Origin of the sequence: Lentzea sp. NPDC042327 (assembly GCF_040647275.1) — a bacterium.
Taxonomy (GTDB): domain Bacteria; phylum Actinomycetota; class Actinomycetes; order Mycobacteriales; family Pseudonocardiaceae; genus Lentzea.
Genome location: NZ_JBEZBX010000018.1, coordinates 21,074 through 40,132 on the forward strand (window position 1 = coordinate 21,074; position 19,059 = coordinate 40,132).

Consider the following 19,059-nt stretch of genomic DNA (forward strand, 5'->3'; position numbering starts at 1 on the left):
GTCAGTCGGCGGTGCCCGGCTGCGGCCTGGCCGTCACGGTGACGCGTTCGGCCGGTCTCCGTGCCGCGGAGGCCGGGCCGGGCGCGGGGAGGAAGCCGTACATGTCGTTGAGCTGGTGCAACGCCGACACCGCGTCCCTCCACACCGGGCACGGCCAGGCGCGGTGGCGCCCGTACCAGGTGTGGCACGACTTGCACCGGTGCTTCTCGTCGGGCTCGTGCATCCGCAGCAGTCCGCGCCACCACGGCAGCGCCGAGCGCAGCTGTTCGCGCAGCTCGACGACCTCGTGCGGCGAGTCCGCCCGCGCGAGCCGGCCCATGGTGCGGTAGACGACGTCGATCACCGCCCGGTGGAACGGTCCCTGCCGTTCAGCGAGCGCCATGACCTGCTGCCTCCCAGGTCGCGGGTACCCCGGTCGCGGTTGAGACTCCCACGGTGGGAGTCTATGTTGGCCCACGGCGGCTTTCAACTGGTGAAAATCCAGTCACCCGCACAGCTCTTTCCGTGGGTGGAAATGCTCACCGCGCGCAACGGGAGGAGTCGGCAATGGCGGGGGAACGGTCCCTGGCTGACAAGCTCAACCACCTGTTCGCCGCTCACACCGCGCGGTCCGGGCAGGAGTACAGCAACGAGCACGTCGCGGCGGCGATCGCCGACACCGGGGTGACCATCTCGCAGAGCTACATCTGGCAGCTGCGCAAGGGCCGCAAGGACAACCCGACCTTCAAGCACCTCCAGGCGCTGGCGGGGTTCTTCGGCGTGCCGGTGAGCTACTTCTTCGACGACGAGGTCACCGACCGGGTCAACGAGCAGCTGCAGCTGCTCAAGGAGGAGCAGTCCAGGTTGAACGAGCTGACCGCCTCCAGCGACGCGCAGCTGATGGCCATGCGCGCGGATGCGTTGTCACCGGACCGGCGCCGGCTCGTCATGGAGCTGCTGGACGTCGTCTACCGGCAGGAACAGGCCGAGCGCGGCGAGGGCTGACCCGTGGCCGAACGAGAGCTGCGCAGGCGCTGCCGCCGGCTGCTGAACGAGCTCGACATCCAGCCGCCGCTGGACGTCGCCGAGCTGTGCCGCCGCGTCGGCGAGCAGCGCGGCAGGCCGATCCGGCTGCTCGCGCACCCGATCCCGGTGCCGGGGCCGTTCGGCGTCTGGATCGCGACCGCGCAGGCCGACTACATCCTGTACCAGCGGGAGACGTCGAAGGCGCACCAGAACCACATCATCCTGCACGAGCTCGGGCACCTGCTGGCCGGTCACACGACCTCCGAGCAGGACGACGGCCTGCTCGCCGGCCTGTACCCGGACCTCGAACCGGAGGCGGTGCGGCGCGCGCTGCGGCGCACCTCCTACGACTCCGCGCACGAACGCGAGGCCGAGACGGTCGCGACGATCATCCTCGAATGGGCGTCGGTGCTGGACCAGGTCGCGCCGCGCAGCTCGGAGGGCCCCGCGCGGCGGATGGCCTCCTCGCTCGCCGACCGGATCGGGTGGCTGTAGTGGAGTACCTGAAGGAGACGCAGGGCATCGTCGCGTTCTCCGCGCTCGCCGTGGTGCTGTACCTGCTGGTGCGCCGCCCGCACGACCCGCGGCTGCGCTCGGTGACCGGTCTGGTGGCCGGCTGGGCGGTCGGCTACCCGTTCGGGCGGGCGGCGGCGAACGGGCGGTGGTTCCTCGGGCTCGACCCGATGGTGTGCCAGCTGGTCCAGCACTCGATGCTGCAGGTCGGGGTGTTCTGCCTGATCTGCTTCTTCCTCTTCTCCGCGCTGGACGACGAGGGTGCGCGCCGGAAGGCGGTGCAGCACCTGGTGCCGCTCGCCGGGTGCATCGCGGTCATGACGTGGGCGGTGCTGTCGATCCCGGACGAGCTGCGGGTGGCGGCGGCGCGCGTGCCGAACTCGCTGGGCGGTGGGCCGACCGGTGTCCTCGCGATCACGGTGTTCTACGCGCTGGGCAACGGCTACCTGCTCTACGGGTTCGCGACGATGTTCGGGTGGGCCCGCCGGTACGCGCGCGGTGCCGAACCGCGGCTGCGCAGGGGCCTGCTGATCACCTCGACCGGCCTCGCGCTGCTGGTGCCCGCCGACGCGATCTTCGTGTCGTCGAACGTCTCCCGCTACTTCGGCGAGCCGCTCCCCCGCTGGCTGCTGACCGCGGCCGTGTGGTTCCTGCTGCCCGGGGTGCTGCTGTGCGTGGTCGGCGTGCTCTACCCGGTCGCGGCGATGCGGTTCGCGGCGACGAGGCTGTGGTTGCGGCACCTGCGCGCCTACCACCGGCTCGGTCCGCTGTGGACGCTGCTGCACCAGTCGTTCCCGGAGGACGCGCTGCACCGGGTGCCGTCGCGGCGGGACGCGTTCTCGTTGCGCGGCGTGCACCGGCGCTACTACCGGCGGGTGATCGAGTGCCGGGACGGCCTGGTGCGGATCAGCCCGTACGTCGCGCAGACGCCGGAGGACCTGCCGCTGGCCGAACGGCTGCGGGCCGGCCTGGAGACGCGCAGGGCGGGCGGGGTGGCGCAGCGCAGGCCGATCGCGCTGGCCGTGCCCGAGCACGACGGGATGGACGCCGACGTCGGGGAGCTGGAAAAGCTCGCGGTGGCGTTGCGCTGAGCTTATGGTCCGGAGGTGGACCTGCCCGTGATGCCTCCGGTGAAGCCGATGCTCGCGAAGTCCGTGCCCGAGCTGCCGCGCGGGGACGGCCTGCACTACGAGCCGAAGTGGGACGGCTTCCGCTGCATCGTGTTCCGCGACGGCGACGAGGTCGAGCTCGGCTCGCGCAACGACAAGCCGCTGACCCGCTACTTCCCCGAGGTCGTGGAGCTGCTGCGGGACGCGCTGCCGCCGCGGTGCGTGGTCGACGGCGAGATCGTGCTGGTCACCCCGGACGGCCTGAGCTTCGACACGCTGCAGCTGCGCCTGCACCCCGCCGCGTCCCGCGTCCGCAAGCTCGCCGCCCAGACCCCGGCGAGCTTCGTGGCGTTCGACCTGCTGGCCCTCGGCGACACCGACGTGACCGGTCTCCCGCTGGCCGAGCGCCGCGCGATGCTGGAGGACGCCGTCCGCGAGGTGCCCGGTGCCTACCTGACACCGTCCACAACGGACCCGGTGGTGGCGCAGGACTGGTTCACCCGCTTCGAGGGCGCCGGCTTCGACGGTGTGGTGGTGAAGGCGCTGGACGGGGTCTACGAACCCGACAAGCGGGTGATGTTCAAGGTCAAGCACGAGCGCACGGCCGACTGCGTGGTCGCGGGCTACCGGCTGCACAAGGACGGCGAGACCGTCGGGTCGCTGGTCCTCGGCCTCTACCGGGACGGCGAGCTGCACAACGTGGGCGTGGCCAGCAGCTTCACCGCGGCCCGGCGGCGGGAGCTGGTCGAGGAGCTGGCGCCCCTGCTCGACCCCGCGGAGCACCCGTGGAGCGCGTGGGCGACGTACGAGGGTCCCGGCATGAACAGCCGCTGGAACCCCGACAAGCAGCTCCAGGTCGTGCTGCTCGACCCGGTCCGGGTGGCCGAGGTGCGCTACGAGCACGTGCAGGGCGGCCGGTTCCGGCACACGGCGCGGCTGGTGCGGTTCCGCCCCGACAAGGAGCCGCGGGACTGCACGTTCGAGCAGCTGGAGGAGGTGCCGCCCGCGGAGCTGGACGCGCTGTTCGGGGAGGCGGAGCGGCGGCGGATGATCGAGCCGTGAAGGTGATCAGGCGGAACGGCACGCACGAGATCGAGATCGGGCGGTCGCGGTTCCTGTGCCACATCGCCCGCGTCACCTCCGACCAGGAGGCGTCCGAGTTCTTCGCCCGCGTCCGCAAGGAGCACTGGCAGGCCACGCACAACTGCACGGCGTTCCGCACCGCCGACACCCAGCGGTCCTCCGACGACGGCGAACCCGCGGGCACGGCCGGTGTGCCGATGCTGGAGGTGCTGACCCGGCGCGACCTGGTCGACACCGCCGTCGTCGTCACCCGCTACTACGGCGGCATCAAGCTGGGCGCGGGTGGTTTGGTCCGTGCGTACGGACGAGCCGTATCCGAGGCGGTCGACGCACTGGGCACGCTGACCCGCGAACGGCACGAGAGCGTGCTTCTGGCCGTTCCGCACGACCAGGCCGGGAAGCTGGAGAACGCGTTGCGCGCGGCCGGGTACCACGTCGCCGACACCGAGTACGGCCACGACGTCACCTTCACCGTGCTGACGAAGGACCCGGACGGCTTCGAGGTCTGGCTCGCCGCGCAGACCGGCGGTGCGGTCACCGCGATCAGGGGCGAGCCGGTCGACCTCGACAGCTAGGCCGTCAGGGCGTCCAGAGCGGACTGGCTCGTGGCGTCCGCGGCGCGGTGCACCACCACCAGCTGGCCGGGGTCCTGCACCGGCCGCAGCGTCTCGAACCGGGTGGTGATGACGCCGGCGTCCGGGTGGTGCAGCACCTTGTGCCCGCGGGCGTTGACGCGGACCTCGCCCGAGGCCCAGAGCCGGGCGAACTGCTCGTCCCCGGCCACGCACTCGGCGATGAGCGCGCCCAGCACCCGGTCGTCGGGGTGCGCGGCCCACGCCGTGCGCAGGTGCGCGACCCCGTCCCGCACGACCTGGTCGCGGTCGGCGTAGAGCGTGCGCATCCGCGGGTCCACCAGGCACACCAGGATCGCGTTCCGCCTGGCTGGCGGCAGCGTGCCGAAGTCGAGGAACAGCCGCGCCATCGCGTCGTTCCAGGCCAGGACGTCGTAGCGGTGGTTGAGGACCATGGCCGGGCGCGGTGCGAGATCGGCGACCAGCGCGGCGAGCGCCGGGTCCGCGGTGGTGGCGGGCTCGGCGGTACCGCGCGGGCGCTGCCGGGTCAGGCCGTAGAGGTAGGCGCGCTCGTCCGGCGCCAGCCGCAACGCCCCGGCCAGCGCCTCGACCACGTCCGCCGACGGCCGCAGCCCGCGGGCCTGTTCCAGGCGCACGACGTAGTCGACGCTGATCCCGGCCAGCTCGGCGACCTCCTCGCGGCGCAGACCGGGTGTGCGCCGCGAACGGCGTTCGGGCAGGCCGACGGCGCGGGGGTCGAGGCGTTCGCGCCGGGTCCGCAGGAACGCGGCCAGCTCCGCGGTGGTGCTGATCACCCCTGGTCCAACCCGCCGGGTGGGACGGCTGTTCCCAGGAAGCGCCGTCCCTTACCCGCCGCTCGCCGCCGGCCGACCCTGGTCGCACGACGAGCACAGGAGGACCTGATGGCAACCACCCTCGACACCTACCGGCTGCTGGGCCGCTCGGGGTTGCGGGTCTCCCCGCTGGCGCTGGGCACGGCCACGTTCGGCAGCGAGCTGGGCTGGGGCGCCGACCGCGCCGACGCGCGGAAGCTGTTCGACACCTACGTCGAGCGCGGCGGCAACTTCATCGACACCGCGAGCGGCTACGGCGGTTCCGAGCGCCTGCTGGGCGAGTTCGCCGGGGACCGCCGCGAGAGCCTGGTGCTGGCGACGAAGTACGCGACGCTGCGCCGGCCCGGCGACCCGAACTCCGGTGGCGCGCACCGCAAGAACCTGGTCGCGTCGGTGGAGAACAGCCTGCGGCAGCTGCGGACCGGCTACCTCGACCTGCTGCACGTGCACGTGTGGGACTTCGCGACACCGGCCGAGGAGGTGCTGCGCGGCCTCGACGACCTGGTGCGCCAGGGCAAGGTGCTGTACGTGGCGGTGTCGAACACCCCCGCGTGGGAGATCTCGCGCATGCAGGCGGTCGCTGACCTGCGCGGGTGGTCGCCGCTGGTGGCGGTGCAGGTCGAGTACAGCCTGCTCAACAGGACCGCGGAGCGCGACCTGGTCCCGATGGCGCGGGCGCTGGGACTGGGCGTGACGCCGTACTCGCCGCTGGGCGGCGGGGTGCTGACCGGCAAGTACCGCCGCGCCGACCTGACCGCGCCGGACACGACCGAGAGCACCCGCAGGAGCTTCAACGCGGCCCTGGGCATGGTCACCGAACGCGCGCTGGGCATCGCCGGCGTCGTGCGGGAGGTCGCCGCGGAGCTGGACCGCACGCCCGCGCAGGTCGCGCTGGCGTGGAACCTGCGGCAGCCGGGCGTGACCGCACCCGTCGTCGGGGCCCGCACCCCCGAGCAGCTGCTCGCGAACCTGGACGCGCTGGCGGTCGACCTCTCCGACGACCAGCTGGCCCGGCTGGACGCCGTGAGCGCGATCGACCTCGGCCACCCGCACGACCTGCTGGCCGGTGAGCACATCCGCGCGGTGACCACCGGTGGGCTGAAGGTCGAGGCCCGCCGCTGAGAACAGCAGCGGCGCGGCTCCCCCGCTCCCGGGAGGGCCGCGCCGCGGTCTGCTGACGAGCTACGTGCAGGGCAAGGCGTCCGGATCAGCCCCCGCCTTGGGCACCCACCGCACGTTCGCGAACGAGGCCTGGAACGTGCCGTCGGTGTAGACGAGGAACGGCGTGTTCACGGTCTCCAGGTCGAGCCCCTTGTCGGAGAAGCAGGAGACCGGGATCTTGACGGTCGCCTTCTGCCCGATCGGGAGGCTGCGGAACGCCTGCGTGGCGTCGAACTCCGCCAGGCACGGATACACGCAGTGCGCGCTGAGGACCGTGCGGTTGGCCGGGGCCTGGTGCACGATCACGTCGAACTGGACGGCCGCGTTGGCGTTGCCGTAGCCGCGCAGGTCGGCTGCGGCCGGGCTCTGCAGGTACACCTGCGCGGGGCCGGTGCCGGTCCACGTCGTCTTGAGCGCGTCCTGCTGGACGTTCACGTCGGACTGCACGACGTTGATCTCGGCGTGCGCGGCCTGGCCGTCGGGGCCGATGACCGTGCCGCCCCAGTTCTCCGCCGACCCGATCATCGACTGGTAGGGCGCGACGTCGGTGCGGTTGAAGACCTCCAGGTCCTCGGTGGCCGTGCCGCCGCCACCGCCGGAGCACAGGGCGCCGGGGCTGGTCTCGTCGAGCTTGCCGACGTTGCCGGTCTGCCAGTCGCGCAGGCCGTAGCCGAGCTTGAACAGCGGCGTCTTCGCGGGCTCACCGGGCAGCGCCGGGCAGGCCTCGGCCGGCCACGAGTAGGACAGCTTGCCGCTGAACCCGTTGTGCTTGCCGCGGATCAGCAGGTCCGCGATGCCCTGGCCCTCGGTACCCGGCAGCCAGGCGGCCACGAACGCGTCGGAGCGGTTGATCTCCTTGTTCATGTGCAGCGCTCGGCCGCCGACGTAGACGGTGATGACCGGCTTGCCCTTGCCGGAGACCTTGTCCAGCACGGCGATGTCCTGCGGGTGCAGGCGCGCGGCCTCGAACGAGCGCTTGCCGAGGTCGCCCACGCCCTCCGCGTACGGGGTTTCGCCGATGACGGCGATGACGGCGTCGAACTGGCTCGCGTCCACGCCCTCCGCGGTCTCGGCGAACGTGACGTTGGCGGTGCCCAGGGTGTCCTGGATGCCCTTGAGGATGCTGGTGGCGTTGGGGAAGTCGGCGTTGGTGTTGCCGGTGCCCTGCCAGGACAGCGTCCAGCCGCCCGTCTGGTTCGAGATGTTGTCCGCGCTCTTGCCGACCACGAGCACCTTGCTGCGCTTGGACAACGGCAGCACGCGCTTGTCGTTCTTCAGCAGCACCGCGGACTCGCGCACGGCCTCGCGAGCGAGCTCCTTGTGCAGCAACGCCTTCTGCTCACCCGCGTGCTCGCGCTGCGAGGGCTTGGGGGCGTCGAACGTGCCGGCGCGCAGCTTGACGCGCAGGATGCGGGTGACGGCGTCGTCGATGCGCGCCATCGGGATCTCGCCGGCCTGGACCTGCGCGATCGTGTTGGTGATGAACGCCTTCCAGTCGTTGGGCACCATGATGATGTCCATGCCGGCGTTGATCGCCTGCGCGCAGCTGGCGTTGGTGCAGCCGGTGACCTGGCCGATGCCGTTCCAGTCGGAGACGAGCAGGCCGTCGAAGCCCATCTTCTCCTTGAGGATGCCGGTCTGCACGTACTTGCTGCCGTGCACCTTGCCCTCGTTGATGACGTCGTTCGTCCAGCTGTTGAACGAGATCATCACCGTCTGCGCACCGGCGGCGAGGGCACCGTAGTAGCCCTGCCCGTGCACGTTGATCATCTTCTGCTCGGTGGACGGGTTGACGCCCTGGTCCTTGCCGCCGGTCGTGCCGCCGTCACCGATGAAGTGCTTCGCGGTGGCGATCACGCCGTCCTCGCCGATGCGCTTCTTCGCGTTGTCCTGCAAGCCCTTGACGGCCTCGTAGCCGTAGGCGCGGGTGATCCGGGGGTCCTCGGAGAAGCCCTCGTAGGTGCGGCCCCAGCGGTCGTCCTCGACGACGGCGAGGGTCGGCGCGAACGCCCAGTCCTGGCCGGTGGCGCGGATCTGCTCCGCGGTGGCCGCGCTGATGTCGCGGACCAGGCACGGGTCCTGTGCGGCACCGAGACCGATGTTGTGCGGGAAGACCGTGGTGCCGAAGACGTTGTTGTTGCCGTGCACCGCGTCGATGCCCCAGATGACGGGGATCTTGGTGCGCGTCTGCTTCGACGCCTCCCAGTAGGCGTCGGCCAGCTTCAGCCAGTCCTGCGGCGTGGCCCGCTTGTTGCCGCCGGGGAAGCTGCCGCCGCCGTTCAGGACAGAGCCGAACCCGTAGGTCGTGACGTCGGCCGGGGTGATCGCGGCGATCTCCGGCTGCGTCATCTGGCCGACCTTCTCGGCCAGCGTCATGTCCTTGAGGATCGCCTTGACGCGCGCCTCGTCCCTGCGGTCACCGTCGAGCTGGCTGTCGACCTTCGGCCAGTCCTTCAACGTCGGCAGGGACTTCTCGATGCGGGCGCACCCGTGCTCGGTCTTGGGCTGCCCGATGACCGTCTGCTTCGGCGGCCGGTGCTGCGCTTCCTGCGCGGTGGCCGCCGACGTCGCGCTGGCGGCGAGCGTCAACCCCAGCACTGCGGCGAGAGTGCTTCTCCAATGCATGCCGCCGATCCTCAACTCCGTGTTACACCCACGTCAATGGGAACGCTCTCATGACTTTGTTCCGGAACGGGCCTGGACGAGGTTCCACTGTCCGGGCTGTGCGTTCGTGTGTGATTTTGGTCGAGGATTTTGAGGTGGGGCGGGTGTGCACGTGCGTGCCCGGACAGCGAACGGCCCCCGGCTCCTTCCGGAACCGGGGGCCGTTGTCAGCCGAAGATCAGCCGGCGAGCGCGCGCACCCGCCGCAGCACCTCGTCCTTGCCCAGCGTGCGGGCGACGGAGTGCAGGTCGGGGCTGCGGGTCGACCCGGTCAGGGCGACGCGGACCAGCTGCGCCGCCTCCTTGATGGAGCCGGGGTAGGCGTCCGGGTTCTTCTTGAACTCCTTGGGGTTCGGCGCGAAGCCGTGCTTGCCGGCCAGCTCGCGGATCTGGCCGAACCACTCCTGGCCGTCCTCGAGGTCGGCGTAGCCGTCCGCGAAGTCCGCGGCGAAGGCCGAGATCAGCTCCGGGGACAGGCCGCCGAGGCGCTCGTCGGTGCGGTCGGTGACCAGCTCGAACAGCGACGGGAAGAAGAACCCGTAGGCGGAGCGGAAGTCGGACCACTTGCGGAGGTCCTTGCGCGGGTTCGAGACCTCCGGGCCGCGCTCGACCTGGAGGGCCGCCAGTGCCTCCTCGCGCGCCGACGACAGCACCTCGACCAGCTCGGGGTCGTACGTGGCCGCCCACACCGAGATGCGCTCGACGATCTCCTCGCCGGACAGGGTCGCGACGTAGTCGGCGCAGATGTCGTCGAGCTTCACGAGGTCGACCAGCGGGCCGGCGACGCCGCACTCGGCCAGCGTCAAGGGCGACTCGAGGGCCTCGGCCAGGGGCAGCTCGGCCAGGCGGGCGTTGACCAGGCCGCGCAGGTAGTACTGGACGGCCTGCGCCGGGAAGCCCGCCTCGATGAAGTACTCGACGGAGGCCTCGGGGTCCTTGCGCTTGGAGAGCTTGCGGCGGGAGCCGCCCTGCTGCTTCATCAGCGGCGCGATGTGGGCGTACTCGACGCGCTCGAAGCCCAGTGCGTCGAACAGCTGCAGGTGGGTGGGGACCGAGGAGATCCACTCCTCGCCGCGGATCACCAGGTTCACGCGCATCAGGTGGTCGTCGACGGCGTGCGCGAAGTGGTAGGTGGGCAGGCGCGGCGACTGGTCGGAGGCCTTGAGGACCACCACGTCGTTGCGGTTGGCGTCGTGCTCCAGCTGACCGCGGATCGCGTCCACGAACGAGGTGCGCTCCCCCGCCTTGCCCGGCGAGCGGAAGCGGACGACGTACGGGCGGCCGGCGTCCAGGGCCTCCTGGACCTCCTCGGCGGTCTTGTCGCGCCACAGCGCCCAGCGGCCGTAGTAGCCGGTCGGGAGCTTCGTCGCCTGCTGACGGGCGGTGATGTCGGCGAGCTCCTCCTTCGTGGCGAAGCAGAGGTACGCCTTGTCCTGGCGCAGCAGCTCGCGCACGTAGGTCAGGTAGACCTGCTCGCGCTGCGACTGGTGGTACGGGCCGTAGGCGCCGACTGAGTCCGCCTCGTCGGGCTGGATGCCGAAGTAGGCGAACGCCCGGTTGAACTGGTCGACGGCGCCCTCGACCTCACGGGCCTGGTCGGTGTCCTCGACGCGCACGATGTAGGAGCCACCGGAGTGGGTGGCGATGTCGCGGTCGATCATGCCGACGTACAGGCCGCCGATGTGCAGGAAGCCGGTCGGCGACGGCCCCAGCCGGGTGACCTTGGCGCCTTCGGCCAGCCCGCGGGGCGGGTACTGCTCCTCCCAGTGGGACGGCTCGGGCAGGTCCGAGGGGAACAGGGCGTCGACGACGGCACGGTCGAGCATCGCTGAGGGTCTCCAAAACCGGGGAAAGAGAGTCGTCCCAGGTTATCAATGCGAACGACCGGGGAACGCCCTGGGCATGAAGGCAGTCACTTGGCACGGCAAACGCGACGTCCGGGTCGACAACGTTCCCGACCCGGCGCTCAAGGAACCAGAGGACGTCATCGTCAGGGTCACGTCCAGCGGCATCTGCGGGTCGGACCTGCACCTGTACGAGGTGCTGGGGCCGTTCCTCACCGAGGGCGACATCCTCGGGCACGAGCCGATGGGCGTCGTCGAGGAGGTGGGCGCCCAGGTCACCGAGCTCAAGCCCGGCGACCGGGTGGTGATCCCGTTCAACGTCTCCTGCAACCACTGCTTCATGTGCGACCAGGGGCTGCAGTCGCAGTGCGAGACGACCCAGGTCCGCGAGTACGGGTCCGGTGCCGCCCTGTTCGGCTACACGAAGCTCTACGGCCAGGTGCCCGGCGGTCAGGCCGAGTACCTGCGGGTTCCGTTCGGCAACAGCCTGCCGATCAAGGTGCCGGAGGGCCCGTCGGACGACCGGTTCGTGTACCTGTCGGACGTGCTGCCCACGGCGTGGCAGGCGGTCGAGTACGCGGGCGTGCGGGACGGCGGCACGGTCGCGGTGCTGGGCCTCGGCCCGATCGGCGACATGGCGTGCCGGGTCGCGATGCACCGGGGCGTGCGGGCGATCGGCATCGACCTGGTGCCCGAACGGCTGGCCCGCGCCAAGGCCAGGGGCGTCGAGACGATCGACCTGCGGGGTGCCGGCAAGCGCATCGCCGAGGTGGTCAGGGACCTCACCGGCGGTCGCGGGCCGGACGCGGTGATCGACGCGGTCGGCATGGAGGCCCACGGCGCACCGGTCGCGAAGGCCGCGCAGCAGTTCACCGGCCTGCTGCCGGACGTGGTCGCGCAGAAGTTCATGCGCGAGGCGGGCCTGGACCGGCTCAAGGCGCTGCACACCGCCATCGAGATCGTGCGGCGCGGTGGCACCATCTCGATCTCCGGCGTCTACGGCGGCATGGCCGACCCGATGCCCATGCTCACCATGTTCGACAAGCAGGTCCAGCTGCGCATGGGCCAGGCGAACGTGTGGCGCTGGGTGCCGGAGATCCTGCCGCTGCTGACCGACGGCGACCCGCTGGGCGTGGACGACTTCGCCACGCACCGGCTGCCGCTGGCCGAGGCGCCCCGGGCGTACGAGACGTTCCAGAAGAAGGCCGACGGCATGGTCAAAGTGCTGCTCAAACCTTGATCGGCCTAGACTGCGCGGCCATGGCGAAGTACCTGGACGTCCACCCGGACAACCCGCAGAAGCGCGCGATCGACCAGGCCGTGCGGATCTTGCAGGAGGACGGCCTGATCGCGTACCCGACCGACTCCTGCTACGCGCTGGGCTGCCGTCTGGGCAACAAGGACGGCATCGACCGGATCCGGTCGATCCGCAAGCTCGACGACAAGCACCACTTCACCCTGATGTGCGAGAACTTCGCGCAGCTCGGGCAGTTCGTGCAGGTCGACAACGCGGTGTTCCGCGCGGTCAAGGCGGCGACGCCGGGCGGCTACACGTTCATCCTGCCCGCCACGAAGGAGGTGCCGCGCCGGATGATGCACCCGAAGAAGAAGACGGTGGGTGCGCGCATCCCGGACCACATCGTGACGCAGGCGCTGCTGCAGGCGATGGGTGAGCCGCTGCTGACGTCCACCCTGCTGCTGCCAGACGAGGCGGAGCCGCTGGTGCAGGGCTGGGAGATCAAGGAACGGCTCGACCACGTGGTGGACGCGGTGATCGACTCCGGCGAGTGCGGCACCACGCCCACCACGGTGGTGGACTTCTCCGACGGCGAGCCCGAGATCACCCGCTACGGCGCCGGCGACCCAACCCGCTTCGAGTGACGTGTCACGCGGGGCCCCCGCGTGCCCCCAGGGGAACGCGGGACTCCCGCGTGACCCGAAAAGGGAACGCGGGGCCCCCGCGTGCCGTCGCACGCGGGGGCCTTTCGTGCGCTCAGAGAGTACGAAAGCTCCCCGCGTGCACCTTGCGCGATGGCGCACGCGGGGCCTTGCGTGATGGCGCACGCGGGGGCCTTTCGTGCGCTCAGAGAGTACGGAAGCTCCCCGCGTGCACTTTCTAGGAGACGACGAGGGCGTAGTCGGCGTCCGTTGCGGCCGTCTCGCGGTGGCCGTCGACGTTGACCGCCGTCGCGATCACCTCGACCGTCCAGGTGCCCGCGGCGGGCGTCTGGACGAGCACGTTCTCGACGGTGTCGACGGTGTTCGCGGACCCGCCGGGCGTCGACCAGTTGCCGGCCAGCAGGCCGTTGTTGCCGTAGTAGACGGTGCCGTCGGGCGCGGTGACCTTGAGCGTGAGGTCGTTGACGGTGGCCTTGGCCGCGGTCGGCGAGCCGGCCGGGTCGGTGTAGGCCAGGGTGGCCCGCAGCGGCGTCTGGCCGTTCGACGTCACGGTGTACTTGCGCGACTGGCCGGTCGTGAGCAGGTCGGTCTCGTTGACCAGCACCAGCAGCTTCCAGCCGCCGGCCTTCGCGCGGTCGTAGAGGTTGCGCACGGACGCGGTGCCCCAGCCCTGGTGGGTGCGGGTCTGGTCGTGCGTGGTGCCGGAGAACGCGTGCTGGTCGGCGGTGTTGATCAGCAGCGCCTTGGCCGTGGCCGCGTGCGGGCGCGCGGTGAACACGTCACGGCCCTTGCCGGGACCGCCGTCGAACACGCCGTCGGCCCACATCTGGAACAGCAGGCCGGCGTTGCCGCAGGTGATCGGCGTGGCGCCGGACGTGCCGCCGAACGACGTGGTGTAGGAGGTGTCCGAGGTGGACGACGTGGTGTCGATGCGGTCGTAGAAGTTCGACAGCTCCGGCTTGATGCGGCCGTCGGCGGCCGGTCCGATCGACGCGCCGCCGTTCCACTTGTCGTCGGCGCGCGAGGCGGTGTTGTAGTGGTAGTGGCCGCCGACCGACAGCACGTTCTTCGCCCACGCCTGCGGGCGTGAGCTGCGGGTGCCGGCGTTGCTCTGCGACTGGCAGATCAGGATGTCGTGGTCGAACACGATCCGGTCCATCTGCTGCGAGACCGACGTGTACGCGGTGGTGAGCGAGTCGCCCCAGCTGTTGCTCTGGAACACCGCCCGGTACTGCCCCGCCGGGTCGACGAGCTGCGCGGTGTGGGCGTAGCGGTCACCGGAGTTGTAGACGGCGAAGATGCCCTGGCCCTCCGGCAGCACGCCCCGCTGCGCGGCCGAGACGCCGGAGGCGAAGATCTGCCCGTAGGTCGACGTGCCGTGCGAGGTGCTCGACGAGTTGCCGGTGTGCATCAGCGGCGGGCGGGCCTTGAACTCCTGGTGCGTGGTGCGCAGCCCGCCGTCCATCACCTCGCCGCGCACGCCCTGGCCGCGGTAGCCGCCGGCGGCCTCGACGTAGTTGGCACCGGACGACTCTCGGGAGATCGCCATGTCGGTCTCCGGCGCGGACACCGGGTCGACGGCGAGCACGGCCGGCAGCTTCGCGACCTGCGCCGCCTGCCCCGCGTCCAGGTGGGCCAGGATGTGCTCGCGGCTCGCCGAGATCGAGTCGACGCGCGCGCCGATCGCCTTGATCTTGTCGGCGACGGCCCTCTGGTCGTCGGCGTTCTGCTCGACGAGCGTCACCAGGTACGCGGCGGACCCGGACAGCGCGGCCACCTGCGGCCGGGCCTCGAACGGGCGCAGGTCCCGCACGTAGCTCAACCGGGCGATCCGCGCCGTGTTCGTCATCCGCGCCACGTAGGTGCCGTCCTGCACGAACGCGCCGAGCCGGACCCCGAGGCCCTTGAGCTGGACGCGTTGCGCGTCGGACAACGTGTCGCGGAACTGGAGCAGATATGCGCCCTCGACCGGTGCGGCGACCGCGGGCGTGGCACCGCTGATCAGCGCGAACACTGATACGGCGGAGAGAATTGTGCGCAGCACTAAAGGAACCTCCACATCGGCAGGGATGCCCGGACAGGAGGTGCAGTCCAGGCCCGTGACCAGCACGTTACCGTGATCGACGAGATCAGGGCATCAGTCGTTCGGCGGGAGATGATCTGTCATAGGGTGTAGGTCGGCCACTTTGCCCGTCGATATCCACATTCACCCGGACGGGTGCGTCCGCAGTAACGCCGGAGCAGGTGGGCCCGACATGTCCGGCGAACTGAAATCCGCGCGGAGGATGGATGTCTGTCTCACCTGAGCAGTTGATGGAAGAACTGCGCACGTTGTGCCGCGGGCGCGGTGTGCAGACTCCCGGAATCGACGTGCACGTCGGTCCTGCGCTGCGCCAGGTGTGCGGCATCGCGGAGGCGGACGGCGCGGAGACCGTGCGCACGAAACTGCGCGAGTGGGTGACGAACGCGGTGCGCGGATTCCCGGTGGAGGTCCGCAACGCCGTTCTCGCGCCGCTCGGACTGCACGACGAGGCGCAGTACCGGTTCCTCAACGAACGCATCGACTGGCTCGCGCGGCAGCAGGACCGCGGCGCGCGCACGGTGCGCAGGAGGATGGAGTCCGGTTTGCAGCGCCTCGTGGAGGTGGCGCTGCAACCGGCTCCGGCGACGGCGCCCCCGGCACCGTCCGAGTCGTGGCACGTCAAGGAGTTCGAGGCGCTGTTGAAGCTGGACGGCCCGACGCCGGCCTGCACGGAGCGCCGGACCGTCGTGGCCGACACCGACGGCGTGAACGAGATCGCCTGGTCCATCACGATCCCCTCCCCGACCCCCGAGGGCGCGCCGGGCGACCTGGACATCGAGGTGTTGCACGGGGTCGAGCTCATCGGCCACGAACGACCGTCCCCGCGGCGCTTCCTCATGAAGCTGCGGTTGCCCCGACCCCTCAACACGGGGCAAACGCACCAGTTCGCACTGGAGGTGAGGGTGCCGCGGGGACAGTCGATGCGTCCGACCTACGTGTTCTGGCCGGAGCGGATGTGCGAGTCGTTCCGGTTGCGGGTGCGGTTCGACCGGAACGACCTGCCCGAGTCGGTGTGGCGCGTCGACGAGGCCTTGGCCCGCGACACCGACGACCTGACGCCCTGGCCCGCGAGGCTGCCCGTCGACGAGATCGGTGAGATCGACGTGGAGTTCTCACACCCCCGTCAGGGCCGCGGTTACGGCGTGCAGTGGGCACCACGTCCGCCGGTCTAGGCGAAGACGCCCAGCAGAGCGGACAGGAGCTCAACGAAGAAATGCGGTTCCACGGTTTCCACCTCCCTGTTTCGGCAAGGGAGAACCGCAGATCGAAGTCGGGTCAGATCACCGAGACGATGAGGAAACTACCGGCCACGAATCCCACCAGCAGGCAGATCGCGGCCACCTTCACCACGGTGGCGAGTGAGCACAGAACTCTCATCGCTAATTCACCTTCTCATTTCGACTGACTTCGGTCTGTTGTTCTCGCGTGCCACAAGAATGCGACCGGGCCGATCGGATGAGAACGGGTTTCCTGTTTCCTGGTGGATCAGGAAACACCTAGTGCGCGGTGGCGCGGCGCAGTGCCATCACGAGCACCGCGTGGGAGCTGCCGGCGTGCGGGAGCATGCCCTGCTGGACCAGTTCGAGCGCGTGCCGGAACGGGATCGTGCGCACCCGCAGGTCGGACTCGCCGGGTTCGAGGGACGCCTGGCCCTGGGTGAGGCCGGTGGCCAGGAAGATGTGGTCGACGTGGTTGCTCAGGCTGTCCGCGCCGTGGATCTGGCCGAGCCGTTCCCACCGCTCGGCGTGCAGCCCGGTCTCCTCGGCGAGCTCGCGGGCGGCCGCCTCGGCGGGACCCGCGTCGGTCTCGTCCACGGCACCGCCGGGTAGTCGCCACTGCGTGCCGTTGTGCGTGTAGATCCACTGCCTGGTCAGCACGACCTGGTCGTCGTCGCGGATCGCCAGCACCGTCACCGACGCGGGCGCCACCACGTGCGTGTACACGCCGTGGCCGCCGTCAGGTCTGACGACGTCGTCGCTGCGGACTTCGAACCACGGCGAACGGTGCACCACGTTGGTCGCCAAGCGCTGCCAGACCATCACCACACCAGCCGAGGAGGAGTCGGGACACGTCGTAGCCATGCCTCACATGGAACCATCGCCAACCGTCCCAGATACGCCCAGTTGATCGTCAATGAATGGCCAAATCGTGGACATTCGGCTCGGTGGGGCGCGCGGCGCGACACACTGGCGCGGGGAGGGGGTGAGCCCGGTGTCGCCCACGTTCGCCCAGGAGGTGCGGCGCCTGCGCACCGAGCGCGGGCTGTCGCTGACCAGACTCGCCGAACAGGTCCGCTACAGCAAGAGCTACCTGAGCAAGATAGAGAACGGCCAGGTCCGCCCGACGCCGGAGATGGCGCGGGTGTTCGAGGACGCCCTGCACGCCGGCGGCCGGTTGACGGCGCTCGCCGACGCGCCGGCCCGCCCGATCCCGGCTGACGACACGGTGCTGCTGACGTTCGACGCGATGTTCGGCAACATCCGCATGCTCGGTCACCGCTCCAGCCCCGAGGCGGTGCTGCAGTGGCTGCGGCCGCAGGTCGACACGCTGGGCACGATGGCGCGTTCCGCCGGCGACCCCGGTCTGGGCCAGGGCCTGTGGCTGCTGGCCGCGCGGTACGCCGAGTACGCGGGGTGGATGGAGCAGGAGAACGGCGACGAGGCGGCGGCCGCGGAGCTGACCCGCCAGGCGGTGCAGTACGCGATCAAGGGCGGTGACCGGGAGCTGGAGGCCTTCGCGCTGGTCCGGTCCGCCGAGTTCGCCCTGTACCGCGGTGACGCGCGCGCCACGGTCGAACGCGCGCGCCGGGCCGGGCGGTCGCGGTCACCGGCGGTGCAGCGGGCGGCGGCGCTGCGGGAGGCGCAGGGCTACGCGCTGGCCGGGGCCGCCCGGCGGTGTGAGGAGACGCTGGAACGCGCGTTGCTGCTGCAGCAGCAGGGCGGCGAGATCCGGTACGGCTCGACGAGCCTGGTCGACCAGGTGGCGATCACGACGGCGTGGGCGTTCCACGACCTGGGCCGCCACGCGGAGGCCGCCGCGATCCTCGACCTGCAGCTGCCGTTGATCGCCCCGGCGGCGTTGCGCGCCCGCACCCGGTTCGGGCTGCGGCGGGCGCTGGCCCACGCGGCGGCGGGCGACCTGGAGCACGCGTGCGAGCTCGTGACCGCGTTGCTGGACGACGTGCGGCAGGTGCAGTCGGCAACCGTGCACATCGACCTGACGGCGTTCAGCAACCTGCTCACCCGCTCCTGTCCCGCGGTGGGCCGGGAGCTGGCGGCGGAGATCGCGGAGCTCCTCTTCGCCGGCTAGCCGTCCGGCGCGGGGTCACACAGCGGCGCGGTTTTCGCGTTCCAGGGCGTCGGCCATCTCGGTCCACGCCTCGGCGCAGCTGCGCGCCATGTCCGCGACCAGCTCACGGCAGTGCGACGGCACCCCGTTCACCACCACGGCCCACTCCCCCGACGACACGGCGTGCGCCTCCAGCCAGCGCAGCACCAGCCGGCCGTGCTCGGTGAACCGCAGCGACGGGTCACGGCGCAGGATCGGCAGCGTCACGCCCGGTGCCCGCACCTCGGTGCGCACCTGCGGCGCCACGGCGTCGGCCCGTTCGGCGGCGCGCATGCGTTCGGGCACCGGGTCCAGGCCCTGGCTCAGCCGCCGCCGCACGTCCCGCACCGTCCCCGGTGACACCCCGGCGGCGCGGGCGACGTCGCGCAACGACGCCCCCGGCCGGTCCTGGATCAGCTGGCCCGCGAGCCGGCGGCCGGCGGCGCTGTTGACCGGGCGGACCTTGCCGTCGCGACCGACCCTGCTCGGTGACTGGCCGCCCACGGCCCTGCGCAGGACGCCGACGGACTTGGCCGCGAGACCGGTGACGGCGGCGATCGAGCGGTCGGACCACTGCGGGTGCGACCGCAGCACCCGCCGGGCCGCCGCCTCGCGGTCGGCGGTGGACAGCGTGGCCTGGTTCAGCTCGACGGACAGGACGAACGCGTCCTCGACCGTCCCGTCGACGTACTCGACGTCGACCGAACTCCAGCCGCGCAGTGCCGCCGCCCTGACCCGGTGCACGCCGTCGACGACCCTCATCGAGGGCCGGTGCACGACGACCGGTGGGATCGAGGCGTCCGAGGACGCCAGGTGGCGGACGAACTCGTCACTGCAGCCGCCAACGCGCGGAGAATCCGCGGGCTGCAGCACGTCGATGTCAACGCGCATGGCAGAACAAGCCCCCCAGGCTCAGTGTCCCCGAACCCCCAGGTGCCGGAGACGA

At 71.0% G+C, this 19,059-nt stretch carries 17 protein-coding genes; 10 read left to right on the forward strand and 7 right to left on the reverse strand.

The window, feature by feature from the left end:
- Window position 1 precedes the first annotated feature (1 nt).
- Window positions 2-382: a hypothetical protein gene (locus tag AB0A63_RS34305; protein ID WP_360398655.1), complete on the reverse strand. Its 381-nt coding sequence runs from the start codon at window positions 380-382 to the stop codon at window positions 2-4.
- Window positions 383-546: 164 nt separating this feature from the next.
- Between AB0A63_RS34305 and AB0A63_RS34310 the strand changes: the two genes are divergently transcribed.
- Genes AB0A63_RS34310 through AB0A63_RS34330 form a run of 5 tightly spaced genes read left to right on the forward strand, consistent with a single transcriptional unit; the run spans window position 547 to window position 4,285 of the window.
- Window positions 547-984: a helix-turn-helix domain-containing protein gene (locus AB0A63_RS34310; RefSeq protein WP_360398657.1), complete on the forward strand. Its 438-nt coding sequence runs from the start codon at window positions 547-549 to the stop codon at window positions 982-984.
- 3 nt (window positions 985-987) lie between these two features.
- The gene (locus AB0A63_RS34315) at window positions 988-1,500 is read left to right on the forward strand and encodes a hypothetical protein (RefSeq protein WP_360398659.1); all 513 of its coding nucleotides are present in this window, start codon (window positions 988-990) and stop codon (window positions 1,498-1,500) included.
- Entirely contained in the window at window positions 1,500-2,609 is a 1,110-nt protein-coding gene (locus AB0A63_RS34320; protein ID WP_360398661.1) for an MAB_1171c family putative transporter, read from the forward strand. The genes AB0A63_RS34315 and AB0A63_RS34320 overlap by 1 nt, the downstream gene beginning before the upstream one ends.
- A 15-nt stretch (window positions 2,610-2,624) precedes the next feature.
- Entirely contained in the window at window positions 2,625-3,689 is a 1,065-nt protein-coding gene (locus AB0A63_RS34325) for an ATP-dependent DNA ligase (protein WP_360398663.1), read from the forward strand.
- A complete protein-coding gene (locus tag AB0A63_RS34330) occupies window positions 3,686-4,285 on the forward strand; it encodes a YigZ family protein (protein ID WP_360398665.1) in 600 nt (199 codons plus the stop codon). Before AB0A63_RS34325 ends, AB0A63_RS34330 begins: the two co-directional genes overlap by 4 nt.
- Here the strand turns inward: AB0A63_RS34330 and AB0A63_RS34335 are convergent.
- Window positions 4,282-5,097, reverse strand: coding sequence for a helix-turn-helix transcriptional regulator (locus AB0A63_RS34335; RefSeq protein ID WP_360398667.1), 816 nt, complete (start codon window positions 5,095-5,097; stop codon window positions 4,282-4,284). The two genes, AB0A63_RS34330 and AB0A63_RS34335, sit on opposite strands and share 4 nt — an antisense overlap.
- A gap of 108 nt (window positions 5,098-5,205) precedes the next feature.
- On the opposite strand from AB0A63_RS34335, the gene AB0A63_RS34340 reads away from it, so the two are divergent.
- Complete coding sequence (locus AB0A63_RS34340; protein WP_360398669.1) at window positions 5,206-6,258, forward strand: aldo/keto reductase; 1,053 nt, start codon at window positions 5,206-5,208, stop codon at window positions 6,256-6,258.
- Window positions 6,259-6,318: 60 nt separating this feature from the next.
- Here the strand turns inward: AB0A63_RS34340 and AB0A63_RS34345 are convergent, their stop codons facing one another.
- Window positions 6,319-8,886, reverse strand: coding sequence for an exo 1,3/1,4-beta-D-glucan glucohydrolase (locus AB0A63_RS34345; RefSeq protein WP_360398873.1), 2,568 nt, complete (start codon window positions 8,884-8,886; stop codon window positions 6,319-6,321).
- 253 nt (window positions 8,887-9,139) lie between these two features.
- Window positions 9,140-10,786 carry a glutamate--tRNA ligase family protein gene (locus AB0A63_RS34350; RefSeq protein ID WP_360398671.1) on the reverse strand — a complete coding sequence of 549 codons (1,647 nt, stop codon included), beginning with the start codon at window positions 10,784-10,786 and terminating at the stop codon, window positions 9,140-9,142.
- A gap of 76 nt (window positions 10,787-10,862) precedes the next feature.
- On the opposite strand from AB0A63_RS34350, the gene AB0A63_RS34355 reads away from it, so the two are divergent.
- Together AB0A63_RS34355 and AB0A63_RS34360 are read left to right on the forward strand one after the other, a co-directional pair.
- Window positions 10,863-12,044: a zinc-dependent alcohol dehydrogenase gene (locus tag AB0A63_RS34355; RefSeq protein ID WP_360398673.1), complete on the forward strand. Its 1,182-nt coding sequence runs from the start codon at window positions 10,863-10,865 to the stop codon at window positions 12,042-12,044.
- Between the two features lie 20 nt (window positions 12,045-12,064).
- Complete coding sequence (locus AB0A63_RS34360) at window positions 12,065-12,685, forward strand: L-threonylcarbamoyladenylate synthase (RefSeq protein WP_360398675.1); 621 nt, start codon at window positions 12,065-12,067, stop codon at window positions 12,683-12,685.
- A 235-nt stretch (window positions 12,686-12,920) separates the two neighbouring features.
- On the opposite strand, the gene AB0A63_RS34365 is transcribed toward AB0A63_RS34360, so the two are convergent.
- Entirely contained in the window at window positions 12,921-14,747 is a 1,827-nt protein-coding gene (locus tag AB0A63_RS34365; protein WP_360398677.1) for a S8 family serine peptidase, read from the reverse strand.
- 245 nt (window positions 14,748-14,992) lie between these two features.
- On the opposite strand from AB0A63_RS34365, the gene AB0A63_RS34370 reads away from it, so the two are divergent.
- A complete protein-coding gene (locus AB0A63_RS34370; RefSeq protein ID WP_360398679.1) occupies window positions 14,993-15,958 on the forward strand; it encodes a hypothetical protein in 966 nt (321 codons plus the stop codon).
- Between the two features lie 324 nt (window positions 15,959-16,282).
- Here AB0A63_RS34370 and AB0A63_RS34375 read toward each other — a convergent pair whose 3' ends face one another.
- Window positions 16,283-16,867: an NUDIX hydrolase gene (locus tag AB0A63_RS34375; protein WP_360398681.1), complete on the reverse strand. Its 585-nt coding sequence runs from the start codon at window positions 16,865-16,867 to the stop codon at window positions 16,283-16,285.
- 130 nt (window positions 16,868-16,997) lie between these two features.
- Between AB0A63_RS34375 and AB0A63_RS34380 the strand changes: the two genes are divergently transcribed.
- Entirely contained in the window at window positions 16,998-18,095 is a 1,098-nt protein-coding gene (locus AB0A63_RS34380) for a helix-turn-helix transcriptional regulator (protein WP_360398683.1), read from the forward strand.
- Between the two features lie 15 nt (window positions 18,096-18,110).
- On the opposite strand, the gene AB0A63_RS34385 is transcribed toward AB0A63_RS34380, so the two are convergent.
- Entirely contained in the window at window positions 18,111-19,004 is an 894-nt protein-coding gene (locus AB0A63_RS34385; RefSeq protein WP_360398685.1) for a ParB N-terminal domain-containing protein, read from the reverse strand.
- Window positions 19,005-19,059 lie beyond the last annotated feature (55 nt).

Excerpts from the sequence above, each read along its gene's own strand:
- AB0A63_RS34310 (WP_360398657.1), top strand. The coding sequence starts at position 547 with ATGGCGGGGGAACGGTCCCTGGCTGACAAGCTCAACCACCTGTTCGCC.
- AB0A63_RS34375 (WP_360398681.1), bottom strand. The coding sequence starts at position 16,867 with ATGGCTACGACGTGTCCCGACTCCTCCTCGGCTGGTGTGGTGATGGTC.
- AB0A63_RS34385 (WP_360398685.1), bottom strand. The coding sequence starts at position 19,004 with ATGCGCGTTGACATCGACGTGCTGCAGCCCGCGGATTCTCCGCGCGTT.
- AB0A63_RS34340 (WP_360398669.1), top strand. The coding sequence starts at position 5,206 with ATGGCAACCACCCTCGACACCTACCGGCTGCTGGGCCGCTCGGGGTTG.
- AB0A63_RS34370 (WP_360398679.1), top strand. The coding sequence starts at position 14,993 with ATGTCTGTCTCACCTGAGCAGTTGATGGAAGAACTGCGCACGTTGTGC.
- AB0A63_RS34350 (WP_360398671.1), bottom strand. The coding sequence starts at position 10,786 with ATGCTCGACCGTGCCGTCGTCGACGCCCTGTTCCCCTCGGACCTGCCC.
- AB0A63_RS34360 (WP_360398675.1), top strand. The coding sequence starts at position 12,065 with ATGGCGAAGTACCTGGACGTCCACCCGGACAACCCGCAGAAGCGCGCG.
- AB0A63_RS34355 (WP_360398673.1), top strand. The coding sequence starts at position 10,863 with ATGAAGGCAGTCACTTGGCACGGCAAACGCGACGTCCGGGTCGACAAC.
- AB0A63_RS34305 (WP_360398655.1), bottom strand. The coding sequence starts at position 382 with ATGGCGCTCGCTGAACGGCAGGGACCGTTCCACCGGGCGGTGATCGAC.